The organism is Paracoccus amoyensis, from assembly GCF_014490725.1.
GTDB lineage: Bacteria > Pseudomonadota > Alphaproteobacteria > Rhodobacterales > Rhodobacteraceae > Paracoccus > Paracoccus amoyensis.
Window position 1 is genome coordinate 133,892 of the sequence record NZ_JACOQL010000001.1, and the last position, 19,086, is coordinate 152,977.

The 19,086-nt window shown below is 59.8% G+C and carries 16 protein-coding genes; 10 read left to right on the forward strand and 6 right to left on the reverse strand.

Going from position 1 to position 19,086, the window contains the following annotated elements:
- Positions 1 to 81: 81 nt before the first annotated feature.
- Genes H4P12_RS00685 through H4P12_RS00705 form a run of 5 tightly spaced genes read right to left on the reverse strand, consistent with a single transcriptional unit; the run spans position 82 to position 7,054 of the window.
- Positions 82 to 1,410 carry a diacylglycerol/polyprenol kinase family protein gene (locus H4P12_RS00685; RefSeq protein WP_187791676.1) on the reverse strand — a complete coding sequence of 443 codons (1,329 nt, stop codon included), beginning with the start codon at positions 1,408 to 1,410 and terminating at the stop codon, positions 82 to 84.
- A complete protein-coding gene (locus tag H4P12_RS00690; RefSeq protein WP_187791677.1) occupies positions 1,407 to 2,507 on the reverse strand; it encodes a BtaA family protein in 1,101 nt (366 codons plus the stop codon). Before H4P12_RS00690 ends, H4P12_RS00685 begins: the two co-directional genes overlap by 4 nt.
- A complete protein-coding gene (locus H4P12_RS00695) occupies positions 2,500 to 4,953 on the reverse strand; it encodes a PEP/pyruvate-binding domain-containing protein (protein WP_187791678.1) in 2,454 nt (817 codons plus the stop codon). The genes H4P12_RS00690 and H4P12_RS00695 overlap by 8 nt, the downstream gene beginning before the upstream one ends.
- Positions 4,950 to 5,867 carry a UbiA family prenyltransferase gene (locus H4P12_RS00700; protein WP_187791679.1) on the reverse strand — a complete coding sequence of 306 codons (918 nt, stop codon included), beginning with the start codon at positions 5,865 to 5,867 and terminating at the stop codon, positions 4,950 to 4,952. Before H4P12_RS00700 ends, H4P12_RS00695 begins: the two co-directional genes overlap by 4 nt.
- Complete coding sequence (locus tag H4P12_RS00705; protein ID WP_246448766.1) at positions 5,864 to 7,054, reverse strand: hydroxymethylglutaryl-CoA reductase; 1,191 nt, start codon at positions 7,052 to 7,054, stop codon at positions 5,864 to 5,866. The genes H4P12_RS00700 and H4P12_RS00705 overlap by 4 nt, the downstream gene beginning before the upstream one ends.
- On the opposite strand from H4P12_RS00705, the gene H4P12_RS00710 reads away from it, so the two are divergent.
- Genes H4P12_RS00710 through H4P12_RS00720 form a run of 3 tightly spaced genes read left to right on the forward strand, consistent with a single transcriptional unit; the run spans position 7,043 to position 9,643 of the window.
- Entirely contained in the window at positions 7,043 to 7,294 is a 252-nt protein-coding gene (locus H4P12_RS00710) for a hypothetical protein (RefSeq protein ID WP_187792502.1), read from the forward strand. The genes H4P12_RS00705 and H4P12_RS00710 overlap by 12 nt on opposite strands.
- A 10-nt stretch (positions 7,295 to 7,304) precedes the next feature.
- Complete coding sequence (locus H4P12_RS00715; RefSeq protein ID WP_187791680.1) at positions 7,305 to 8,378, forward strand: sulfotransferase family protein; 1,074 nt, start codon at positions 7,305 to 7,307, stop codon at positions 8,376 to 8,378.
- Complete coding sequence (locus H4P12_RS00720; protein ID WP_187791681.1) at positions 8,375 to 9,643, forward strand: cytochrome P450; 1,269 nt, start codon at positions 8,375 to 8,377, stop codon at positions 9,641 to 9,643. Before H4P12_RS00715 ends, H4P12_RS00720 begins: the two co-directional genes overlap by 4 nt.
- A gap of 3 nt (positions 9,644 to 9,646) precedes the next feature.
- On the opposite strand, the gene H4P12_RS00725 is transcribed toward H4P12_RS00720, so the two are convergent.
- Positions 9,647 to 10,342 carry a GntR family transcriptional regulator gene (locus H4P12_RS00725; protein ID WP_343069742.1) on the reverse strand — a complete coding sequence of 232 codons (696 nt, stop codon included), beginning with the start codon at positions 10,340 to 10,342 and terminating at the stop codon, positions 9,647 to 9,649.
- A gap of 209 nt (positions 10,343 to 10,551) precedes the next feature.
- On the opposite strand from H4P12_RS00725, the gene H4P12_RS00730 reads away from it, so the two are divergent.
- From H4P12_RS00730 to H4P12_RS00760, 7 genes are all read left to right on the forward strand, one after another.
- Positions 10,552 to 11,496, forward strand: coding sequence for a sugar phosphate isomerase/epimerase family protein (locus tag H4P12_RS00730; RefSeq protein ID WP_343069743.1), 945 nt, complete (start codon positions 10,552 to 10,554; stop codon positions 11,494 to 11,496).
- Positions 11,489 to 13,207, forward strand: a complete 1,719-nt coding sequence (locus H4P12_RS00735) for a dihydroxyacetone kinase family protein (protein ID WP_187791683.1) — start codon at positions 11,489 to 11,491, stop codon at positions 13,205 to 13,207. The genes H4P12_RS00730 and H4P12_RS00735 overlap by 8 nt, the downstream gene beginning before the upstream one ends.
- Positions 13,208 to 13,384: 177 nt before the next feature.
- Positions 13,385 to 14,446: a 4-hydroxythreonine-4-phosphate dehydrogenase PdxA gene (locus H4P12_RS00740; RefSeq protein WP_187791684.1), complete on the forward strand. Its 1,062-nt coding sequence runs from the start codon at positions 13,385 to 13,387 to the stop codon at positions 14,444 to 14,446.
- A gap of 62 nt (positions 14,447 to 14,508) precedes the next feature.
- Positions 14,509 to 15,504 (forward strand): tripartite tricarboxylate transporter substrate binding protein, encoded by a 996-nt coding sequence (locus tag H4P12_RS00745; protein ID WP_187791685.1) that lies wholly within the window; start codon positions 14,509 to 14,511, stop codon positions 15,502 to 15,504.
- A gap of 87 nt (positions 15,505 to 15,591) precedes the next feature.
- Complete coding sequence (locus tag H4P12_RS00750) at positions 15,592 to 16,104, forward strand: tripartite tricarboxylate transporter TctB family protein (RefSeq protein WP_187791686.1); 513 nt, start codon at positions 15,592 to 15,594, stop codon at positions 16,102 to 16,104.
- 14 nt (positions 16,105 to 16,118) lie between these two features.
- The gene (locus H4P12_RS00755) at positions 16,119 to 17,624 is read left to right on the forward strand and encodes a tripartite tricarboxylate transporter permease (protein ID WP_187791687.1); all 1,506 of its coding nucleotides are present in this window, start codon (positions 16,119 to 16,121) and stop codon (positions 17,622 to 17,624) included.
- Positions 17,625 to 17,636: 12 nt separating this feature from the next.
- Positions 17,637 to 19,034 (forward strand): NAD(P)H-dependent oxidoreductase, encoded by a 1,398-nt coding sequence (locus H4P12_RS00760; protein ID WP_187791688.1) that lies wholly within the window; start codon positions 17,637 to 17,639, stop codon positions 19,032 to 19,034.
- Positions 19,035 to 19,086 lie beyond the last annotated feature (52 nt).

Below are 19,086 nucleotides of genomic sequence, written 5' to 3' on the forward strand. Positions count from 1 at the left end.
TGGCAGTCGGCTGATTGTCCCAAAGAGGTCCATCAAAAAAAATGGTAATCGCCGCTTGGTCATTTTTGAAACTTTCTTGTCTCATGCCAGCAGTCCAAAAAGTTCAGTTGCATATACATAAGACACAAAAGGCAAGAGCAGCGAGAGAAAAGTCAACTTAAGAATGCGATCTTTCCGAAATGCGCCGGGCCACAGGCTTGTTGGAAGAATTGCAAGCAAGAGGGTCGCGACGGTTGCACCCCACATTGGTCCTGCCCAACCAGATGTGTCCGTGCTGATGGCCACGGTCCACAGTCGGATTGCCAGCAAAGCGAAAACGGTGACGGCCAGTCCGGCGACGCGCGTCGCCACCGGTGCCGTTGCAAGCGCAAGGGATGCAAGGCCAGCAGCAAAGGCCATGGAGGTCATGCCATAGAACAGGATGGCGTTCCATCCGACCGCCTCGCCGATCACCAGCCAGCCAATACTTGCCAGCGTCAGTCCGGCGACCATATCCAGATCGGGAAAACGATCCTCGGACGGGTTGGTCTGTCTGCTCCAGATATGGATGGCCAGCGCAAGGATGGGCGTGACCGCATGTTGATAGGACGTCGCGGCCAGCAGCAGGAAGATCATGGTCACATTGACGCGTGACACATGCAGGCCAACACCAAGGCGCGCGAAAAGAACGCGAAACGCCAAAAGCGTCAGGCCGAATATCACGATTAGCCCGAACAGGCGCAACAGATCACTGTGCATGGTGTCGGCCAGCACGATCAAGATGCCAATCGGCAGGAAAAGGTTATCGAACCCGCGCCAGCTGGCAGCCTCGACCAATGCGCCAAAGCCTGCGACGATCAGGGCGATGGTGATGATCCGTGTCGCAGGCAGCGTGCTCATCATTAGCAGGCAGATCAGTGCGATAACCAACGTCACCACGAAAAAGGTAACGCAACCTTCGACACTTTTCACGCCGTCTTCGACGTGAAAAACGCGTTTGCCATAGGCCCCTCCGACCAGTGCGGCGGCGGCGTCCGACAGGGTCAGGACGGCAATGGGCAGGACGTAAAAGATCAGGTCGTCGCGGGCCAGAAACAGGCACAGCCCGACCGCGACAGCCAAAAGAATGTCGCCATATGAACGCCGGTCGACGCTATGCAATGTCGCCCCGACGCCGGCCTTTGCAATGCGCGATACGCGCAGAACGATCAGCACGATCAATGTGATGCCGACCAGCATGTAGGCGGGCCAGCGATCCGGGAAAAGCCAAGGCCAGCTAAGCGCATAAAGTCCGGTGGCGATATGAATCAGTTTGCGCTGAACCTCGGCGCTCAGGCCGTATGTGCTGGCGCCATGCCGGATCAGGGCCATCAGCCCCAGCAGAACCGCGACTGACCCGATGGCAAAGCCGATCTGCAGGCTGGCATTCAAGCCTTCACCTGTTCGACAACAAAATCCGAATAGAAAAATGCCTTGTCCCGCGCTTTCAGGCGGTCCTGCAGGTCAGTCTGCGTTTTGACACGTGGGCGATAGGCGGGGGGCACCCGGCGTGGGGCCATCATGTTCCAGTAAACCAACCGCGCACCGGGCGAGGCGGCGTTCAGAATCGCGCCGTAGACTGCGGTAAAGACCTGCGGCGACATATATTCGAAGATATCGGACAGATTAAAGCCATCAGCCTTGTCACCGGTTGCGATAAAAGCCTCAAGCGAGCCGGGCATGATCTGCAACCGGTCCAGACGGCCGCGGATCGTTTCATAGTGTTCTGCCCGCCACGTCATCGGCAAAGCATTGCCATGCGTGCCCTTCATGATCCAGTGCAGATAGGGATTATCGGCTGGATCATTGGCGACGGCGGCTTGATTGATGCGACGCGCGACATGCTGGGCGGGGCTGCCATCGACATGATCGAAGAACGCCTTGTCGCGGCCCATTCGCCCCATCACGAAACGGCTGAAAAAGACGTTTAATAAAAGCCTCCACCGCCATGTATTGAAACGGTTATTCAGAAATTCCTGTCGTTGCGGTTCAGGGCGCGATACAAAAATATCGTCGATGGTGCCCTGCGAATGGACCAAAGGCAGGCAATAGCGGCGGAACAGCCGGAAATAGCGTTCAAATTTGCCGACACCGCCTGCACCGAAGGTTTGAACCTGATCCGCGCGGGCGGTCCAAAAGGCCTGTGTTTCGGCGTCCTGACCGGCCAATGCCCGCATCAGCAGCGCCGTGCGCCGGTTGCTTGGCCGGGCGCCCATCAGTTCAAGGAATTCCGTGTGGCCCAGCATGCTGAACGCGCCAATCCGCAGGCGCAGGCAGGCGATCTGGGCCATCGACAGATCCACCACGACAACCCGTGCCGGGTCCAGCGTCAGCATGGCCAGCGCATTATCCCCGGCAGAGCAGATGGAAACCAGCGTGCCACCCACGCAATCGCCCAGGGCTTCGGTCAGCACATCGGCATCTTCCCACAATTGCGCATAGCGGATTTGCCCGAAATCCGCTTTGTCCTCGATCTCGGATCTAGTCATCGTGACGCCTTACCCGGCCTGTTGCGCCGTCCACATCCAGCATTTCGCCATCCGCGATCCATGTCGTTGCATCTTTCAACCCGACGACGCAGGGAATGCCCAATTCGCGCGCGACGATGGCCGAATGGGATAAGAGCGACCCGCGCTCGACCACGATCGCAGACGCATTGGAAAACACCGCGATCCAGCCCGGATCGGTGTGTCTTGCGACCAGAATTTCACCGCGGTTCAAGTGTTCGCGGCGCGGGTCACGAATAACGCGGGCCGTTGCCGTAACGATGCCTGCCGAACAGCCCGTTCCTTGCCGGGTGCGGCTGTCATCCTCAGGGTGGGGCGTCTTGGGGGCCCAATTGGGGGCAATCGCCGGACCACGGATTTCGATACGCTCGGGCGGATCGGGGCGCTTGGCAGATGCGGCATCTTCGGCCTTGCGCAGGGCCACCAGTGACGACAGATCAGGCGACAGACCAAAGCCTTCGACCGCGCCCAGAACCTCTTGCGTGGTCAGATAAAACACGTCGCGGGGTGTATCGATCAGGCCGCGGGCGGCAAAATCGGCGCCAAGCGCCAGCATGACCCTGCGGGCAAGGCCGAATATCCGGGTCCGTTCAAAGCGCAGGTTTTCACGGTCGCGCACGCGGGCCTTGGTCCAGCCAATGATCCGGCGGGCAAGAAAGCCCCTGATCGGTCTGCCCTTGAACAAGGCCTGCCAATCGGGTGCCGGCGCAATGTGGTGAGGGGCGCTGCCACGCGCCGCACTTGCGGCAATGGCCTGGATCAGCGGCGCCGGATCATCGCCCAATGGGATGCTTTCCAGCTTCAGCTCTTCGGTGCAGCGATCCCCGAACTTATCCAGATATGATTGAAATTCCGCTTGGATTTCCGGCTGGCTTTGAAGGGCGTGGATACCCTGCACCGTCAACGCATCCTGCAAGCCCGCGGCCCGGACCATCCGACCCATGCGGGAAATACGTTGCGCGGGTTCGGCGGAAATGATGTCGCCTTGCCCGATCATGACGTCGTTATGCAGGCGCAGACCATCTTCGCCCAACCATTTCTGCATCAGATTCCGCGATGCGCCAAAGGCGATCATGCACAGAAAATCATTCACCAGTGGCGCGTCCCACCGATCCAGAAGTGAACTTTCGATCTTGCGGTATTCTGCGGCAAGCTGGGTTGCGTTGGCGGCTTTGATATCAAAACCGCTGTCCAGCGCCGCATTCAGCCGGTCATAGAAACCGGCTTTGGTTCGGGGCAGGCGGATCGCCTGCCAGATCAGACCGCCAGCGACACGGGACAAACGCAGGTATTCGACGACCCGCCTTGTCCCTGTCGCGGGTGGCGGGCCGATCGATGCGGTGATCTCGGCGGGGAGGGGCTCTGAAACGCCCATCATGGTTTCCATATAGGCGCGGTTCAGCGAAAATCCGGGCAGCAGCGCCAGTGCCCGATACCAGTTGACCAGATTGTAATAGACCCGGCCATCAACGCGGCCCAGCATGTTGCCGAACACGACGGAATTTTCCGCAATCGTGCTTTGCGGCAGGCCCAGCAACGCAACGAACGCCCGGTAGACGCGGTCATAAACGTGAACTGCAAAGGAATATGTCAGCGGACTGACCATGCCGGGATAGCTTTCGACGATATTTGAATTGTCGAAGATGATCAGCGCATTGTCGGGCTTGGGCTTGGGGCGCAATTCTGTCGTGATTGGCCGTGCTTGCAGAATATGCAGCCCCTCTGCGTCAATTGCCCATTCGATATCTTGCGGCGCGGCAAAGGTATGCTCGATCCGGCGGGCCAGATCGGCGATCTGGATCGCTTGCGCATCGGTCAGAACCGTGGGGAGATCCGGCGCGTCGATGACCGTATTGCCCGCGCCCAATAGCCAATCTTCGCCGTCTTCCTCGCCGGAAACCAGCTTGTCGCCCAGCCCGGCAATGGCCGAGATGACGACCCGCCCCCGCTGCCCACTGACCGGATCGGCCGAAAATGCGACCCCGGCGGCGATTGCGTCAAGCATTTGCTGAACGATGATCGCCGGCGCCGCAGCCGTTTCTTGCGTTGTGATCTGGCGATAGGTTTCGACACGATCGCCAAAGCCAGACGACCAGACCTGACCGGCGGCGGCAAGAACATCATCGGCTGCCACGTTCAAATAGGTATCGAACTGACCTGCATGGCTGTGCTGGGCCGAATCCTCGGATTGCGCGGAACTGCGGACGGCAAAGGGACCATTGCCCAAAGATGCCAGAGCCACAGCGATATCGCTGGCCAGCGCTGGTGATGGAAGCGGGCCGTTTTCGCCGGCTTGAAAGGCAGTCGCGGGGATGACAAAGAAGCGCGGCGGATTGAACCCGGCGGCGGCCAGACGCGCCAGCGATGCAGCCTTGCCACCGACTTTGGCCACATCAGTCGCCTGTTCCTGCGAGATTATTTGCGTCACGAAAACAACCTTGAAACAAGCGGCGCGAATCCGGCCACAGCGTAGCAAAGAAACACCCAAAGTCCTGCCACGTTGTCGACCGTCTTTTGCGCCTGCGGCGTTGGATTGTGGATATAGCGGAAAGCGGCATTCAGGATGATGGCAAATCCCAATGCACCGGTAGCGGCATTGATCAGTGGATTGCCCGTCGCAAAGCCGACCCCGATCAGCAGCAGATAGGACAGAGCAACGCAGCCCAGCCAGATGCGCGTGGCGGTGCGCGGCCCCCACAGGCCGGAATATGTCTCGACCCCCGGAATTTCATTTTCCGGCGCCCATAGTTTGCGGCCGATTTCCAGCACACAACCATTCACGAAGGATAGCGCCAGAAACAGCCACAGATGCGGCGACATCGATCCGGCTGGCACCCATTCGATACCCGTCAACAGCAGGTCTATTAACGGCATGATCGCCATGTGGCTGACCAGATACAGAACAGGACGGGCTTTCAAAAACGCCGGCGCACCAAATTCCACGGTCATCAGCCCAAGCCACAGCCAGACCAGTGCCAGCAGCCAAAGAACCTGCGGATGCCAGATCCAGGCCGCGACCACAGCGACCAGGGCGGATAGCAGCCCAAGCGCAAAAACCAGCCGCAGCGAGACCAGTCCGCGCGGAATTGGGCGGTCCGGACGATAGCGGAAATCGTCCTCAAGATCCTTATGTTCATCGCAAACGCGCATCTGAAAAAAGATCGCAATGGCAAGAATGAAGCCCGTGGCAAAGGCGCCGATGCCGGGCAAGGGACGGTCGGCCAAGGTGGCAGAAACTGCGATGCTGGCTGCGGAAAAGACGGCCAGCAACGGGACGGTTTTCTGTAACGGAAATCGTTCCGCCTGATAGATCCACAATCGCCGGACAATGGATTTCGTCATCTTTTGCGGGCCAGATTTTCATGGGCGCGGGTAAAGTGTCCCGCCGCCATTGCCGCCACGATCGAGATTTCGCCGCAAAGGCAAGTGGCGGCTGCGACCTCGGCCAGGGCGGCCCCGTTACCGGCTCCTTTCAGGCCCAGGATATTCAGCGCGGCTGTCTGGCTGGGCAATGATGTGCCCCCGCCGACCGATCCGACAAGAATATTGGGCAGCGTCACGCTGCAAAACAGGCCATCGCCGCGCGGCTCGATCCGCGTGATGCCAACGGCGCTTTCCGCCACGCAGGCGGCGTCCTGTCCGGTTGCGATGTAAAGCGCGGCTAGCCCATTGGCGAAATGCGCCTGCGCCCCGATCTGTCCCGACAGATGCGCGCCCAGATTGGCGACGCGGCCATAATCCAGCATCGCCTGGGCCGTGGTGGCCAGTGTTTTCTCGATCACCTCGGCGGTCAGAGTGACCGATGCGCTGACTTTGCGCCCGCGCCCGGTGACCATGCCCAGAAATGACGCCTTCTTGTCGCCCGAAAAATTGCCCTCGACATACCAGTTCCCAATCGGGACGCTGCAATTGCCAACAATCTCGTGGCACAGCGCGTCGGTTGCAATCGTGACCATATTCTGCCCCGAGGCATCGCCAGTGGTGTAGCGGCAGATCAGAAAGACGATGTTGTTGTCGATGATCGGCTCAATCGCGATCAGCTTGCCGTGACGGGTGGTTGCCTCGGCAATCTGTTTCAGGTGCTGGCTGTTGGTCACGACCCATTCGACGAACAGCCCGGCATTGAACAGGTTGTCAAAAACGAACGCTGGCGTGCGAATGACGCCTTCGTAAAGCAGCGCGGTGCTGATCCCGCCCGATTGCGTCGCGGCAAAGGCCCCGCGCGCGTAAGAAGCGACCAGTGCGGCTTCTGTCGTGGCCAGCGGGACATGAAAATCGCCATGCGCATTCAATCCGTTGATCCGAAGCGGACCAATGACGCCGACCGGCAGTTTGACCGTGCCGATAAAGTTTTCGATGTTCGCACTGAAACCTTCGGCATTCTCTATCGTCTGCGGATCGGCAAGCTGATCCTTGTCGGTTTGCCGGGCAGGGCCATCCATCAGCCGTTTCCAGTAGCCGTCGATGGATTGCTTGCTGATCTTGCGCATCGGCCGCATGGCGGCAAAGGCATCATCATGCGGCAGCATGCGTTCCTTGACCGGCTCGGTGGCGAAGCGGGCTCTGACCTTGCGCAGCATGTCAGTGACGTGGGACGGAATGATCACGCGTTATGGTCCTGTCAAAACACCGATACCAACCAACAGAAATTAAAGCTAAAAGGCAAGAAGATAGGCTTTGTTTGGCAATCAGCCTGCGCGCGAATGCTTGCTGACGGAAAGCAGAAAGGTTTTTGTGTCGTCACCATTGAAACACCGGTGGAGCTTTAGCCACAATTACATGACGGGCATCACAGCCGGGAAATGGCTTCGGCTTTTGGCGGATAACCGTTTTCGCGTATCACCAGCCTATTGGCATCGGGCGGCGTTCATTACGCTGGCCAGTCTTTCCAATTCCGCCTTTGCGATGGTTGAAAAGCTCCGGTTTGGCAGGGCGATCAGGCATGCGACGATTGCGACACCGCCCCTGTTTATCCTTGGCCACTGGCGCAGCGGAACGACATTGCTGCATGATCTGCTGGCGCAGGACGATATACAGTTCAATTTTCCCAATACCTATCAGGTGGTCAGCCCCTATACCTTCCTGACGACCGAAGGTTTGCTGACGCGGATGTTTTCATGGATGGTGCCGCCAAAGCGTCCGATGGACAACATGGCGCTGAAATTCACCTCTCCGCAGGAGGACGAGTTTGCGCCTGCATTGATGTCGCTGAAATCGGTTTACTTCGGGATCAGTTTTCCCGACAGCACGCCGGATTACGAAAAGCATCTGACCTTCAGGGATACGCCTTCGGATGAGGTTGCCCGGTGGAAAGCCGCCTTGCTTTTGTTCTGCAAGAAGCTGTCTTTGAATGACGATCGTGCTTTGCTGTTGAAATCGCCGCCACATACAGGCCGGATCAGGACATTGCTGGAAATTTTTTCTGATGCTCGGTTTGTCCATATTCACCGCGACCCCTATCGCGTGTTCCAGTCGCAGCGGCATTTCTTTGATACGGTCTGCTGGCACACCTATCTGCAACGCCCGGATCTTGGCGCGATAGATGAAGGTATCCTGCAACGCTATCAGACCATGTATGACGCCTATTTCGATGATGTGTCGCTGATCCCCAAGGACCGGCTGTGCGAGCTTCGCTTCGACCAGTTAGAGGCTGATCCGGTGGGACAGATTGGCCGCGTCTATGAGCAGCTGTCACTGCCGGGATTCGCGGCGTTTCAGCCAAAATTGCAACGCTATGTCGACACGCTTGATGGATATGAAAAGAACGATTTCGGTGATCTGGACGCGGCGACGAAAGCCATTGTCGCGCAGCGCTGGCGGCGAAATTTTGACCGGTGGAACTACCCGGTATGAGCAATCGCGCCCCCGGTCCCAAGGGTGATTTCATTTGGGGGATGCTCAGCGAATTCAAACGGGATGCCCTTGGCCTGCTGTCGCGATCCGTTGCGGAATACGGCGATATCGTGCGTCTGCGCTTTGGTCCGGTCACCGCGCATATCGTCAATCACCCTGATCATATTCAACAAGTCATGTCGCGTGATGCGGTGCAATACGACAAGCAAACCCGCAGTGCGCGATGTATTCACGCCACCTGCGGGGACAGTCTGCTGTCTGGAAACCGGCAAACGTGGCAACGTCACCGGCGGTTGATACAGCCCGTCTTTCAGCCCCGGCATCTTGGGGGCTTGGACGCGATCACGGATGCGCAGATGCAGCCGATGCTAAGCCGCTGGCAACAGATCGCGGCGGCAGGAGGCACGATCGACGTGGTTCCCGAAATGATTCGGCTTGTGATTGCGGTTTCGGCAAAGGCACTGTTCACCGCCGACGTGGATGCCGGGCGGATCGAGGCCGCATTGAGCATCCTTCTGGACGACACGTGGCGAAGGTTAGAGGCGCTGATTGACCCGTCAATGCTTTCCGAACGCTTTCATCGCGCCGATTTCAAAGAAGCCCGCGCCGCGATTGACGACATTGTTTTTGCGATCATCCAGCAAAGACGATGTGACAAAGCTGTGCCAGATGATCTTTTGACGCTTCTGCTTTCCGCGCATGAAGCGGAAGGCGAAACCCGTCTGTCAGACCAAGAGCTGCGTGACGCGACCGTGACCTTGTTGCTGTCAGGGCATGAAACCACTGCTAATTCTTTATCTTGGGCAATGTATTTGCTGGGGAAATTCTCTCTGGACAATCCCGCGATGGTCGATGATTTCTTCAGTGAAACGTTGCGGCTTTATCCGTCGATCTGGATTGTCGAACGGCGGGCCATTCATCCGCGAAACATTGGTGGCTATGATATTCCGCAAGGCAGCAGTGTCCTGATCTCGCCCTATCTGATGCACCGTCATCCCGGTTTCTGGCCTGACGCTGACCGCTTTGACCCCAGTCGTTTCGCAGAACAGAACGGCACGCGCCCAAGGCATGCTTACATACCGTTCGGGCTTGGTGCGCATCGTTGTGTCGGCCTGTATATGGCCCGGGCGATTGCGACGCGGGTGATTGCAAATATCAATGAACGCTTTCGCCTTATTCCACTGCCGGGGCAGCAACCGCAGATATTTCCCGGCATTACATTGCGGCATAAGGTAAATTTTCAAATGGGCGTTCAGGCGATCTGAAACCTATCTATCGTCCAGTCCGGGCTTTACACGTTCCCAGGCCAGTTGCAGGTGCTTGCCAAGGATCGCAGCCAGCCGGTCGGCATCGCGCGCCTCTAGCGCGGTCATCATCTCTTCATGCTCTGCAACGGCGCTAGCCCATTTGTCGGGGCCTTCATGGCCAATGAACCGAATGCGCTTTACCCGTGTTTGCAGCAGCGTATGGACGTCCACCAGCGCGGCATTATCGGCCAGCGCGACAAGGCCGGAATGGATGGCCTGGTTAAGTTTGTAATAGGCCAGCCGGTCGCCGTGTTCGTAGCGGTCGATCATCTGGTCGTGCAGATCACGGATCGCTGAAATCTGATAGGTCGTCGCAATCTCGCAGGCGCGCCGCGCTGCATGTTGTTCCAGCGTGCTGATCACCTGCAGCATGTCCGAGATTTCCTTGGCGCTGAATTTCTTTACGACTGCGCCACGGGCGGGGATCAGCTCGACCAGCCCTTCGCTGGCCAGAAATTTGATCGCCTCTCTCAAGGGGGTTCGCGATACACCAAGTTGGGCGCCGATCTGGCCTTCGTTCAGCCGCATTCCCGGCGGCAGGTGCCCCTCGATGATCATGTCGCGCAAGCGGTTCAGGATCGCATCGTGCAGCGATTGCCGCTCAATCTTGATTGCCCCGGTCGGCGATTGGTCCAGTTCTGAATTGGGCGCGATCACCTGCACCTCCTTAAATATGATCAACTTACCGGTCAGGCCCGGATAAGCGCAAGTCAGTCATAGCATATGTATTCTGTATACAGAATACTTGATGGAGAAAAAACTATATGCTAGCCAATCATCACGGCGCGATTCGAGAGAGGGTTCGGCTTGCGCCTGTTTGCCGCGCTGCAGATTTCGTGCAGCGCAGCTCAAGGGAGGAGGGGACAGTGACAACCCGATGGACCGCCAGGACGTGGCCGATTGCCGCGGCGATGATTCCTTTTCCGGGCAAGCTGCCCGATGGACGTCTGGTGCAGGATGCCGGGCCCGACATCTGGGCACGTGATCTGACCGATGTGGCCGATGCAGGCTTCGATGCGGTCGATCCAACGGATTCGTGGCTGCGTGTGGCGGACCTTGATTCCGGGCAACGCGCCGAATTTGTGGCGATCTGCAAGGATCTTGGGTTGTCCATTCCGGCGATTTCCACCTCGCGTCGTAGTGTGATCGACCCAGAACATGGCGACGAATATCTGGCCTATAGCCACCGTGTTCTGGATACGGCGGCAGAACTGGGGGTCGGCTATGTCAGTTTCGGCTTCTTTGGTCCTCTGACGCCGCAGCAGCAAAAGATGCTGTGGTTCTGGACGGCGGATGGCGTCAAGAACCCATCCGATCCTGCAATCTACACGCTGGCAATCATGCGCATGCGCGAGCTTGGCGATCACGCCCAGCGTCTGGGCATACAGATTTCGCTGGAAATGTATGAAGACACCTATATCGGCACGGCCCGCGATGCGGTGCAGTTCATGCAGGATCTGGATCACCCCGCGGTCAAGCTGAACCTTGATATCGGCAACCTGATCCGCCTGCATCGCCCCGTCGAACATTGGGCCGAAATGATCGACTTGTGCGCCCCCTATGCCGGTTATTGGCACGTCAAGAACTACTACAGGATCGAGGAGCCTGCGACAGGGCAGGTCATGACCCATCCGGCGCCGCTGCTGGGCGGGACGATCAATTATCGCGCGGCGATCCGCCGGGTGCTGGAACTGGGTTTCGACAGCCCGTTCCTGGTCGAGCATTATGGCGGAGACGGGCTGAATATCTGCGCCCAGAACCGCGACTATATCCGGACCATTCTTGCGGGAAGGACGATTCAGAATGACTAAGGTATTCGACAAACCTGACGAATTTGCCGCTGTGGCTCTTGCCGGTTTCTGCGCGGCCAATGTTGATCGGGTCCAGCCCGTGGCACATGGCGCGGTGCGTGCGGTGCCCGGCGCGGATGGCAAGGTCGCCATCGTGGTTGGCGGCGGGTCGGGGCACTATCCCGCCTTTCTTGGCTATATCGGCACAGGCATGGCCGATGCTGCGGTCGCAGGTGATGTTTTCGCCTCGCCCTCGACCAGTTGGGTCGCCGGGGTGGCGCGGGCCGCCAATCGCGGTGGCGGTGTCATTCTTGGGTTCGGAAACTATGCGGGCGACGTGCTGAACTTCGGCGCAGCTGCCGAACGTCTGCGTGGTGAGGGGATAGATGCCCGAATTCTGGCGGTGACCGACGATGTTGCCAGCGCCTCGAAGGACGAGGTCGCAAAGCGGCGCGGTGTTGCGGGCGATGTGCTGGTGTTCAAGATCGCCGGCGCGGCTGCCGAAGCCGGAATGGATATCGACGCGGTAGAGGCTGTGGCAAAGCGCGCCAACGCAAATTCGGTTTCCTTCGGCGTGGCCTTTGACGGCTGCACCTTGCCGGGGCAGGGCAGCCCGCTGTTCACGGTCGACGCGGGTCATGTCGGCGTCGGTCTGGGTATTCACGGCGAGCCGGGGATCCGGACCGAGAAAATGGTACCCGCCGTCGATCTGGCGAAGATGCTGTTTGATCCGCTGATTGCCGAACGTCCCGCGGGCCATGATGGCCGCGTGGCCGTCATTCTGAACGGGCTTGGCCGCACGAAATATGAAGAACTGTTCGTTCTGTGGCACCATCTGACCGGCATGTTCGATGCCCATGGGTTGACGCTTGTAGACCCAGAGGTGGGTGAATTTGTCACCAGTCTGGATATGGCGGGATGTTCGCTGTCGATCATGTGGCTGGACGACGAACTGGCCGAATTGTGGCAGGCACCCGCCGACGCGCCTGCATTCCGCAAAGGTCGCGTTGCGCATGTGGCACCCGCAGCCGAAGTAAAACCGGTCAGTGCCGAACCTGTCGCCGCGTCGATCATCAAGGGATCGGTCCAATCGCAGCAATCGGCGGTCTGCCTCGCCTCGATCCTGGAATACATGGCGGCGGCTTTGGCCGAAGCCGAAGATGAGCTGGGCCGCATCGACGCGCAGGCGGGCGACGGTGATCATGGTCAGGGCATGGCACGCGGATCGGCCGCCGCTGCGGCAGAAGCAAAACGTGTGTCCGAGGCCGGGGCAGGGGCCGGAACCGTGCTGTCCATGGCTGGTGATGCCTGGGCGGATCGTGCCGGTGGAACCTCTGGCGCACTTTGGGGTGTGGCGCTGCGGGCTTGGGGGCAAGAGCTTGCGGATACCGCGCGCCCCGATGCCGCAACGGTCGCAAACGGGGCGCAGGCGGCCTATGAGGCGGTGGTGCGTTTGGGCGGGGCGAAACCGGGTGACAAGACGCTGATCGACTCCTTTGCGCCCTTCGTGGAAACGCTGAAGTCGCAGGTGGCCGCAGGCAACGACCTTGTCGCAGCTTGGGCGGCGGCGGCGGCGGCATCGACCAGCGCCGCAGATGCCACTGCCGATCTTGTGCCAAAGCTGGGACGCGCACGCCCATTGGCTGAACGCAGCGTCGGGCATCCGGATGCGGGTGCCATTTCGCTGGCGCTATGTGCGCGGGTCGTGGGCAAGCAATTATCAAGCGGCTGACCCGTGACTGATAGGAACCGATCTTGTCGCGCGCAACTGGTGATTGTGGCAAGATCAAAATCTTCGCTTTCGCACATCACAATCCTGCTGCACGGGCTGATCCGGCGCTGAAAAATCTGGACTGATGTCGAATATTGTATACAGAATGCTGAATAGAGAATTGGGGAGATTCGCATCATGCGCATTGCACTTGCCATCGGGGATGCCGGAGGGGTCGGCCCTGAACTGGCCGCCAAGCTTCTGGCGCATCAGGATATGCAGGACCGCGATTTCATTGTGGTCGGGGATGCCAGCGTTCTGGCAATGGGCGCACGGCATGCGGGTGTCGAACTGAACCTGCCCGTCATCCGCGCCGACGAATTGCAGGGCGAACTGCCCAGCGGCCAGGTGCTGCTGGATCTGGCGAACTGCCCGGCCGATCAGGTGACATTGGGCGATTCAGCAGCTGCGAATGGCGGCGCGTCCTTGCAGAACTTTGCCGCCGTGTTGCGTCTGGCCAAGGCAGGGATTGCCGATGCGGTGATGTTCACACCTTACAACAAGCATTCGATGCGCCTCTCACGCCCCAGCTATGTCGATGAGATCGGGTTCATCGACGCCACCATCGATGCATCGCGCAGCGGTCGGGAATTCAACGTGCTGGAAGAGGTCTGGAACGCACGCGTCACCTCTCACATCCCGCTGCGCGAGGTCGCTGCCCGTCTAAGCGTCGAACGCATTCTGGACAGCATTCGCCTGACCACGGAAGTGATGGAAGGCGCGGGCAAGAAAGCCCCGCGTATTGGCGTGGCTGCGCTGAACCCGCATGCGGGCGACGGCCGCAACTTCGGCGATGAGGACGAGGATATCATCGCCCCCGCGGTCGAGGCGGCGGTGGCGGAAGGGCTGAACGCCAAGGGTCCGATCCCGTCCGATACGGTCTTCGTTCGCGCGATCCGGGGTGAATTTGATGCGGTTCTGACCATGTATCACGATCAGGGCCAGATCGCGATGAAGCTGATGGGCTTTGACCGCGGCGTCACGCTGATCGCGGGCTACGGCTTTCCAATCGTGACGCCCGCGCATGGCACGGCCTTTGACATCGCCGGTCAGGGCAAGGCAGATTTGGGGGCCACGCTGGCGGCCGCTCGTCTGGGCGCGGATCTGGCAAAGCTGAACCCGGCAAAATCCGCAACGCAGCCATTGGCCGCGGATTGGGCAACAGCGCCGGTCGCAGAACCGGGGATGGCGGCCGAGTAGGGCCGCAACGACTAAGGGAGTTTTCCGGCCCGCTTGGGCGGAAATCTGTGGAGGAGAGAGAAATGACCAAACTGACAACCGCACTGATCGCCGCGACCGCCGTCATGGCAGCCGCCCCCGCAATGGCCCAGTGGGAGCCGAACAACCGCCCCGTCGAATTTGTCGTGGCATCCGGTGCAGGCGGCGGAACCGACAACTTTGCCCGCACGATCCAATCCGTGCTTAGCCGTGATGGCATCATGGATCAGTCCATCGTCGTGCTGAACAAAGGCGGCGGATCGGGCGCCGAGGCGTTCCTTTACGCTAAACAGAACAAGGGCGACGCGAACAAGCTGATCTTCGGCACGAACAACGTCTACCTGCTGCCGCATGTGGCGAAGCTGGCCTACACCACCGATGATCTTCAGCCCGTCGCCGCGCTGGCGCTGGATGAATTTCTGGTCTGGGTCAAGGCGGACTCGCCCTATGAAAACATCACCGACCTGATCGAGGCCGCAAAGGCCGAACCGGGTCAGATCGTTTTCGGCGGCAGTCAGTCGAAAGACACTGACGAAACGCTGGTTGCGCTGATCGAACAGACATCGGGCGCTGATTTCAAATACGTTCCGTTCAACGGCGGTGGCGAGGTTGGCGTGCAGCTGGCCGGTGGTCATGTCGCGGCCAACGTGAACAATCCCAACGAAAACCTTGGTCAGTGGCAGGCCGGCGCGGTTCGCCCGCTCTGCGTCTTTGCGCCCGAACGTATGGCCGAAAGCGAGGCGATCAGCGGCGATATGGGCTGGCAGGATATCCCGACCTGCAAAGAAGCTGGCCTGGACATCGAAAGCTATCGCATGCCGCGCACCGTCTGGGTTCCTGCCGACCTGCCGGAAGAAGCCGTGGCCTATTACCGCGATGCGCTGCAAAAAGTCTCGGAATCCGAGGGGTGGAAAGATTATCTGACCAGAACCTCGCAATCGGGCGCGTTTCTGGCCGGTGACGAACTGAAAGCCTTCATCGACGAAAACGAAACCAGTACGGTTGCCGTTTTCAAAGCTGAAGGCTGGACCGGCGAATAAGACTTGATCGGCCCCCGGCTGTCCGGGGGCCTTTGCTTGAAAGGAGGCAGAGGGGCCTCTGGATTCTTGACGACGACAGGAGGGGGTATGGCCGTCACACGCTTTCACGCCGAAATCGCCACGGCTATCGGCACTGGTGCATTGGGCATCGCAGCCGTCATCGGGGCGACAGAACTCGGATTGGGATGGTCCGAAAGTGGACCGCAACCGGGGTATTTTCCCTTTTACGTCGGCCTGATCCTGATTGCGGCCAGCCTGTGGAATCTGGCCTCTGCCTTTGTGAAACATCGACAGGCTACGCTGGATGCGAGCAACGGTGCCGAAGCCGAAGAGCCGTTTCTGGATCGCGAAAAGGTTCAGCGTCTGGGCGGTTTTCTTGGCGCGATGCTGGCCTTTGTCGTCGCGACGCTTTGGTTGGGCATCTATATCGGTGCGGCAGGCTACATCGCCTATAGCGCGTGGCGAAAGGGCGGTTACAAATTGCCGCTGTCGCTGGCCATAGGTCTGGGCTTTTCCGTCTCACTTTACGTGATTTTCGAGGTGATCTTCAAAATTCCGCTTTTGAAGGGACCAATCGAAAACATGCTTGGCATCTACTGAGAGGGGCGTGGATCATGGGCAATTTCGACCTTCTGATGCATGGCTTCGGCATCGCCATCACACCGATGCACCTGATGCTGATGGTTGCGGGTGTGTTGATGGGGCTGATCGTCGGCGTGCTGCCGGGACTTGGTGCGCCAAATGGCGTATCGCTGCTGATCCCGCTGACCTTTGCACTGGACCCGACATCGGCGATTATTCTTCTGTCATCAATGTATTGGGGTGCATTGTTCGGGGGATCTACAACGTCGATCCTGTTCAATATCCCCGGTGAGCCAAGTTCGGTCGCGACAACATTTGACGGCTATCCGATGGCGCAAAAAGGGGAATCCACCCGTGCGCTGACGCTGGCTTTCATGTCGGCCGGGATCGGCGCGTTGCTGGGCATCATCGTCATCACGCTGTTGGCCGGCTGGGCATCCAACTTTGCCCTGAAATTCGGCGCACCCGAATATTTCGCCGTCTACTTCCTGGCCTTCGCAGCCTTTATCGGCATGGGCAGCGCGTCACCCGCCAAGACGCTGGTCTCGCTGGCGACCGGTCTGATCCTGTCCACCGTGGGCATGGATACCGTGACGGGCGAGGTTCGCCTGACCTTCGGTTATGACGAATTGCTAAGCGGGATCAGCTTTCTGGTTGTCGTGATCGGTCTGTTCGGCATTGGTGAATTGCTGTCGACCGTGCAGGAAGGGCTGCGCTTCCGTGGCGTATCGTCCAGGATCGACCTGCGCGACGTGCTACGCACGATCAGGGAACTGCCGCGCTATTGGGCCACGACGATCCGTTCCGGCCTGATCGGGATCTGGATGGGCATTACGCCCGGCGGCCCGACGGCGGCATCCTTCATGAGCTATGGCATCGCCCGGCAGGCGTCCCGCAAGGGGCAACCCTTCGGCACCGGTCGCCCCGAAGGAATCGTGGCCCCCGAAACCGCAGACCACAGCGCAGGCACCTGCGCCATGCTGCCCATGCTGGCGCTTGGCGTGCCATCTTCGGCCACGGCGGCGGTGATGATGGGCGGGCTGATGATCTGGGGGCTGACACCGGGTCCGATGCTGTTCGCGACCAAGCCCGATTTCGTCTGGGGCCTGATTGCCAGCATGTATATCTCGAACATCGTGGGGGTGATCCTCGTGCTGGCGACGGTGCCGATGTTTGCGGCCCTGCTGCGCATTCCGTTTGCCATCATCGGGCCGATGATCGTCGCGATCTGTTTTGTCGGCGCCTATACGGTGTCGAATTCGACCTTCGATCTGTGGCTGGTGCTGGTCTTCGGACTGGTCGGTTATATGTTCAACAGGCTGGACTATCCGCTGGCGCCGCTGGTTCTGGCCATGGTGCTGGGCCACAAGGCTGAAAACGCGTTCCATCAATCGATGGTCCTGTCGGACGGATCGCTGGGCATCTTCTTTTCCAACACATTGGTCAGCTCGATCATGGTGTTGGGGCTGGCGCTGCTGATCCTGCCCAAGATGCTGCAACTGGGTGGACGCCTGCGCCGCAAAATGCCGGTCGAATAAACGGGGGCGACGATGAACCATCTGCGTTATTTCCAGGGGCGCGACCCCCGTCAGGTCGAATGCGCCATTATCGGGACCGGCGGGTTTGGGCGAAGCTTTCTGTCCCAGGCACGTCATGTGAAGGGGCTAAGCTGCCGGATTGCGGTGGACCGCGAAATCGGCATCGCCGCGCGGGCGCTGCATTCGGTCGGCGTCGGCGCCGCCCTGATCGCGGAATGCGCTGACACCGCCGCCGCACGCATCGCGTGGCAGGCCGGGCAATCCATCGCCGCCGCCGATCTGGCGGTGGTCGCCGATCTGCCCTTCGACGTGGTGCTGGAAGCCACCGGCAACCCCGAGGCAGGTGCCCGCCACGCCCGCCTTGCGATCGAGGCTGACAAGCACGTCATCATGGTGACCAAGGAAACCGACAGCGTGATCGGACCGATCCTTGCGCGGCTTGCGAGCGAACGGGGGCGTGTCGTGTCACCCGTGGACGGCGATCAGCCCAGCCTGCTGATCGGCCTTGCGACATGGGCCGAAGCCATCGGGTTTGAGATCGTGGCAGCCGGTAAATCCAGCGAATATGATTTCGTCTTTGATCCCGCGATGGACAGCATCACAAGCAATGGCAAAACCGTGTCGGTGGCAGGGTTTGCGGATTGGATTGACGCGAAAGCCCGCGATTGGACGGATGTGACGGAAACACGCGCCCGGATCGCCGCAGCCTTGCCCCAACGTGCCGTTCCCGATCTGTGCGAAATGACGGTCGTTGCCAACGCTCTTGGCCTGCATCCCGACCGTGCCGATCTGCATGCCCCGATTGCGCGGATCACCGAGGTCGCCGATCTGATGGCGGTCCGCGAAAATGGCGGTGTATTGGACAAGCCCGCCGTGCTGGATGTGTTCCATTGCCTGCGCCTGCCGGGTGAACCCAGCTTTGCCGGCGGTGTATTTGTCACCGTGACCTGTCGCGATGATGAGACATGGGACATGCTGCGAGAAAAAGGCCATGTCGTTGCGCGAAATGGTCGCACGGCCATGATCGGCCTGCCGCGTCACCTGCTCGGATTGGAAGCCGCGACGACCGTGTTCGAGGTCGCGCGTCTGGGCGCGTCGTCGGGCGCAGAAAAGCCACGCCCGGTGATCGACCTGACCGCGTTTGCCGATGCCGATTTGAAAGCCGGGACGGTGTTGCACGCTGAAGGGCATCACCACAGCATCGCGAAGGTCTCGGGCCGGATGACGCCTGCGCGGCCTGTCACCGATGATGCGCCGATCCCCTATTACCTGGCGGCGGGGCGTGCGCTTCTGCGCGACGTGCCAGCCGGGCAGCCGATCCTGTGCGGCGATGTCGATCTGGATGAAGCATCGGAACTGCTGCGTCTGCGCCGGATGCAGGATGCGATTGCGCCGGGCGACTGGACTTGATCGGCTGACTGGCACAGGGTGGGCCGATCCAGGGCGACGCTTTAGCAAAAGG

What these genes read in the sequence shown, in the direction of transcription:
- H4P12_RS00715 (WP_187791680.1), top strand. Translation starts at nt 7,305, where the DNA reads ATGACGGGCATCACAGCCGGGAAATGGCTTCGGCTTTTGGCGGATAAC.
- H4P12_RS00735 (WP_187791683.1), top strand. Translation starts at nt 11,489, where the DNA reads ATGACTAAGGTATTCGACAAACCTGACGAATTTGCCGCTGTGGCTCTT.
- H4P12_RS00705 (WP_246448766.1), bottom strand. Translation starts at nt 7,054, where the DNA reads ATGCTGCCGCATGATGATGCCTTTGCCGCCATGCGGCCGATGCGCAAG.
- H4P12_RS00720 (WP_187791681.1), top strand. Translation starts at nt 8,375, where the DNA reads ATGAGCAATCGCGCCCCCGGTCCCAAGGGTGATTTCATTTGGGGGATG.
- H4P12_RS00750 (WP_187791686.1), top strand. Translation starts at nt 15,592, where the DNA reads ATGGCCGTCACACGCTTTCACGCCGAAATCGCCACGGCTATCGGCACT.
- H4P12_RS00700 (WP_187791679.1), bottom strand. Translation starts at nt 5,867, where the DNA reads ATGACGAAATCCATTGTCCGGCGATTGTGGATCTATCAGGCGGAACGA.
- H4P12_RS00710 (WP_187792502.1), top strand. Translation starts at nt 7,043, where the DNA reads ATGCGGCAGCATGCGTTCCTTGACCGGCTCGGTGGCGAAGCGGGCTCT.
- H4P12_RS00755 (WP_187791687.1), top strand. Translation starts at nt 16,119, where the DNA reads ATGGGCAATTTCGACCTTCTGATGCATGGCTTCGGCATCGCCATCACA.
- H4P12_RS00690 (WP_187791677.1), bottom strand. Translation starts at nt 2,507, where the DNA reads ATGACTAGATCCGAGATCGAGGACAAAGCGGATTTCGGGCAAATCCGC.
- H4P12_RS00740 (WP_187791684.1), top strand. Translation starts at nt 13,385, where the DNA reads ATGCGCATTGCACTTGCCATCGGGGATGCCGGAGGGGTCGGCCCTGAA.
- H4P12_RS00760 (WP_187791688.1), top strand. Translation starts at nt 17,637, where the DNA reads ATGAACCATCTGCGTTATTTCCAGGGGCGCGACCCCCGTCAGGTCGAA.
- H4P12_RS00745 (WP_187791685.1), top strand. Translation starts at nt 14,509, where the DNA reads ATGACCAAACTGACAACCGCACTGATCGCCGCGACCGCCGTCATGGCA.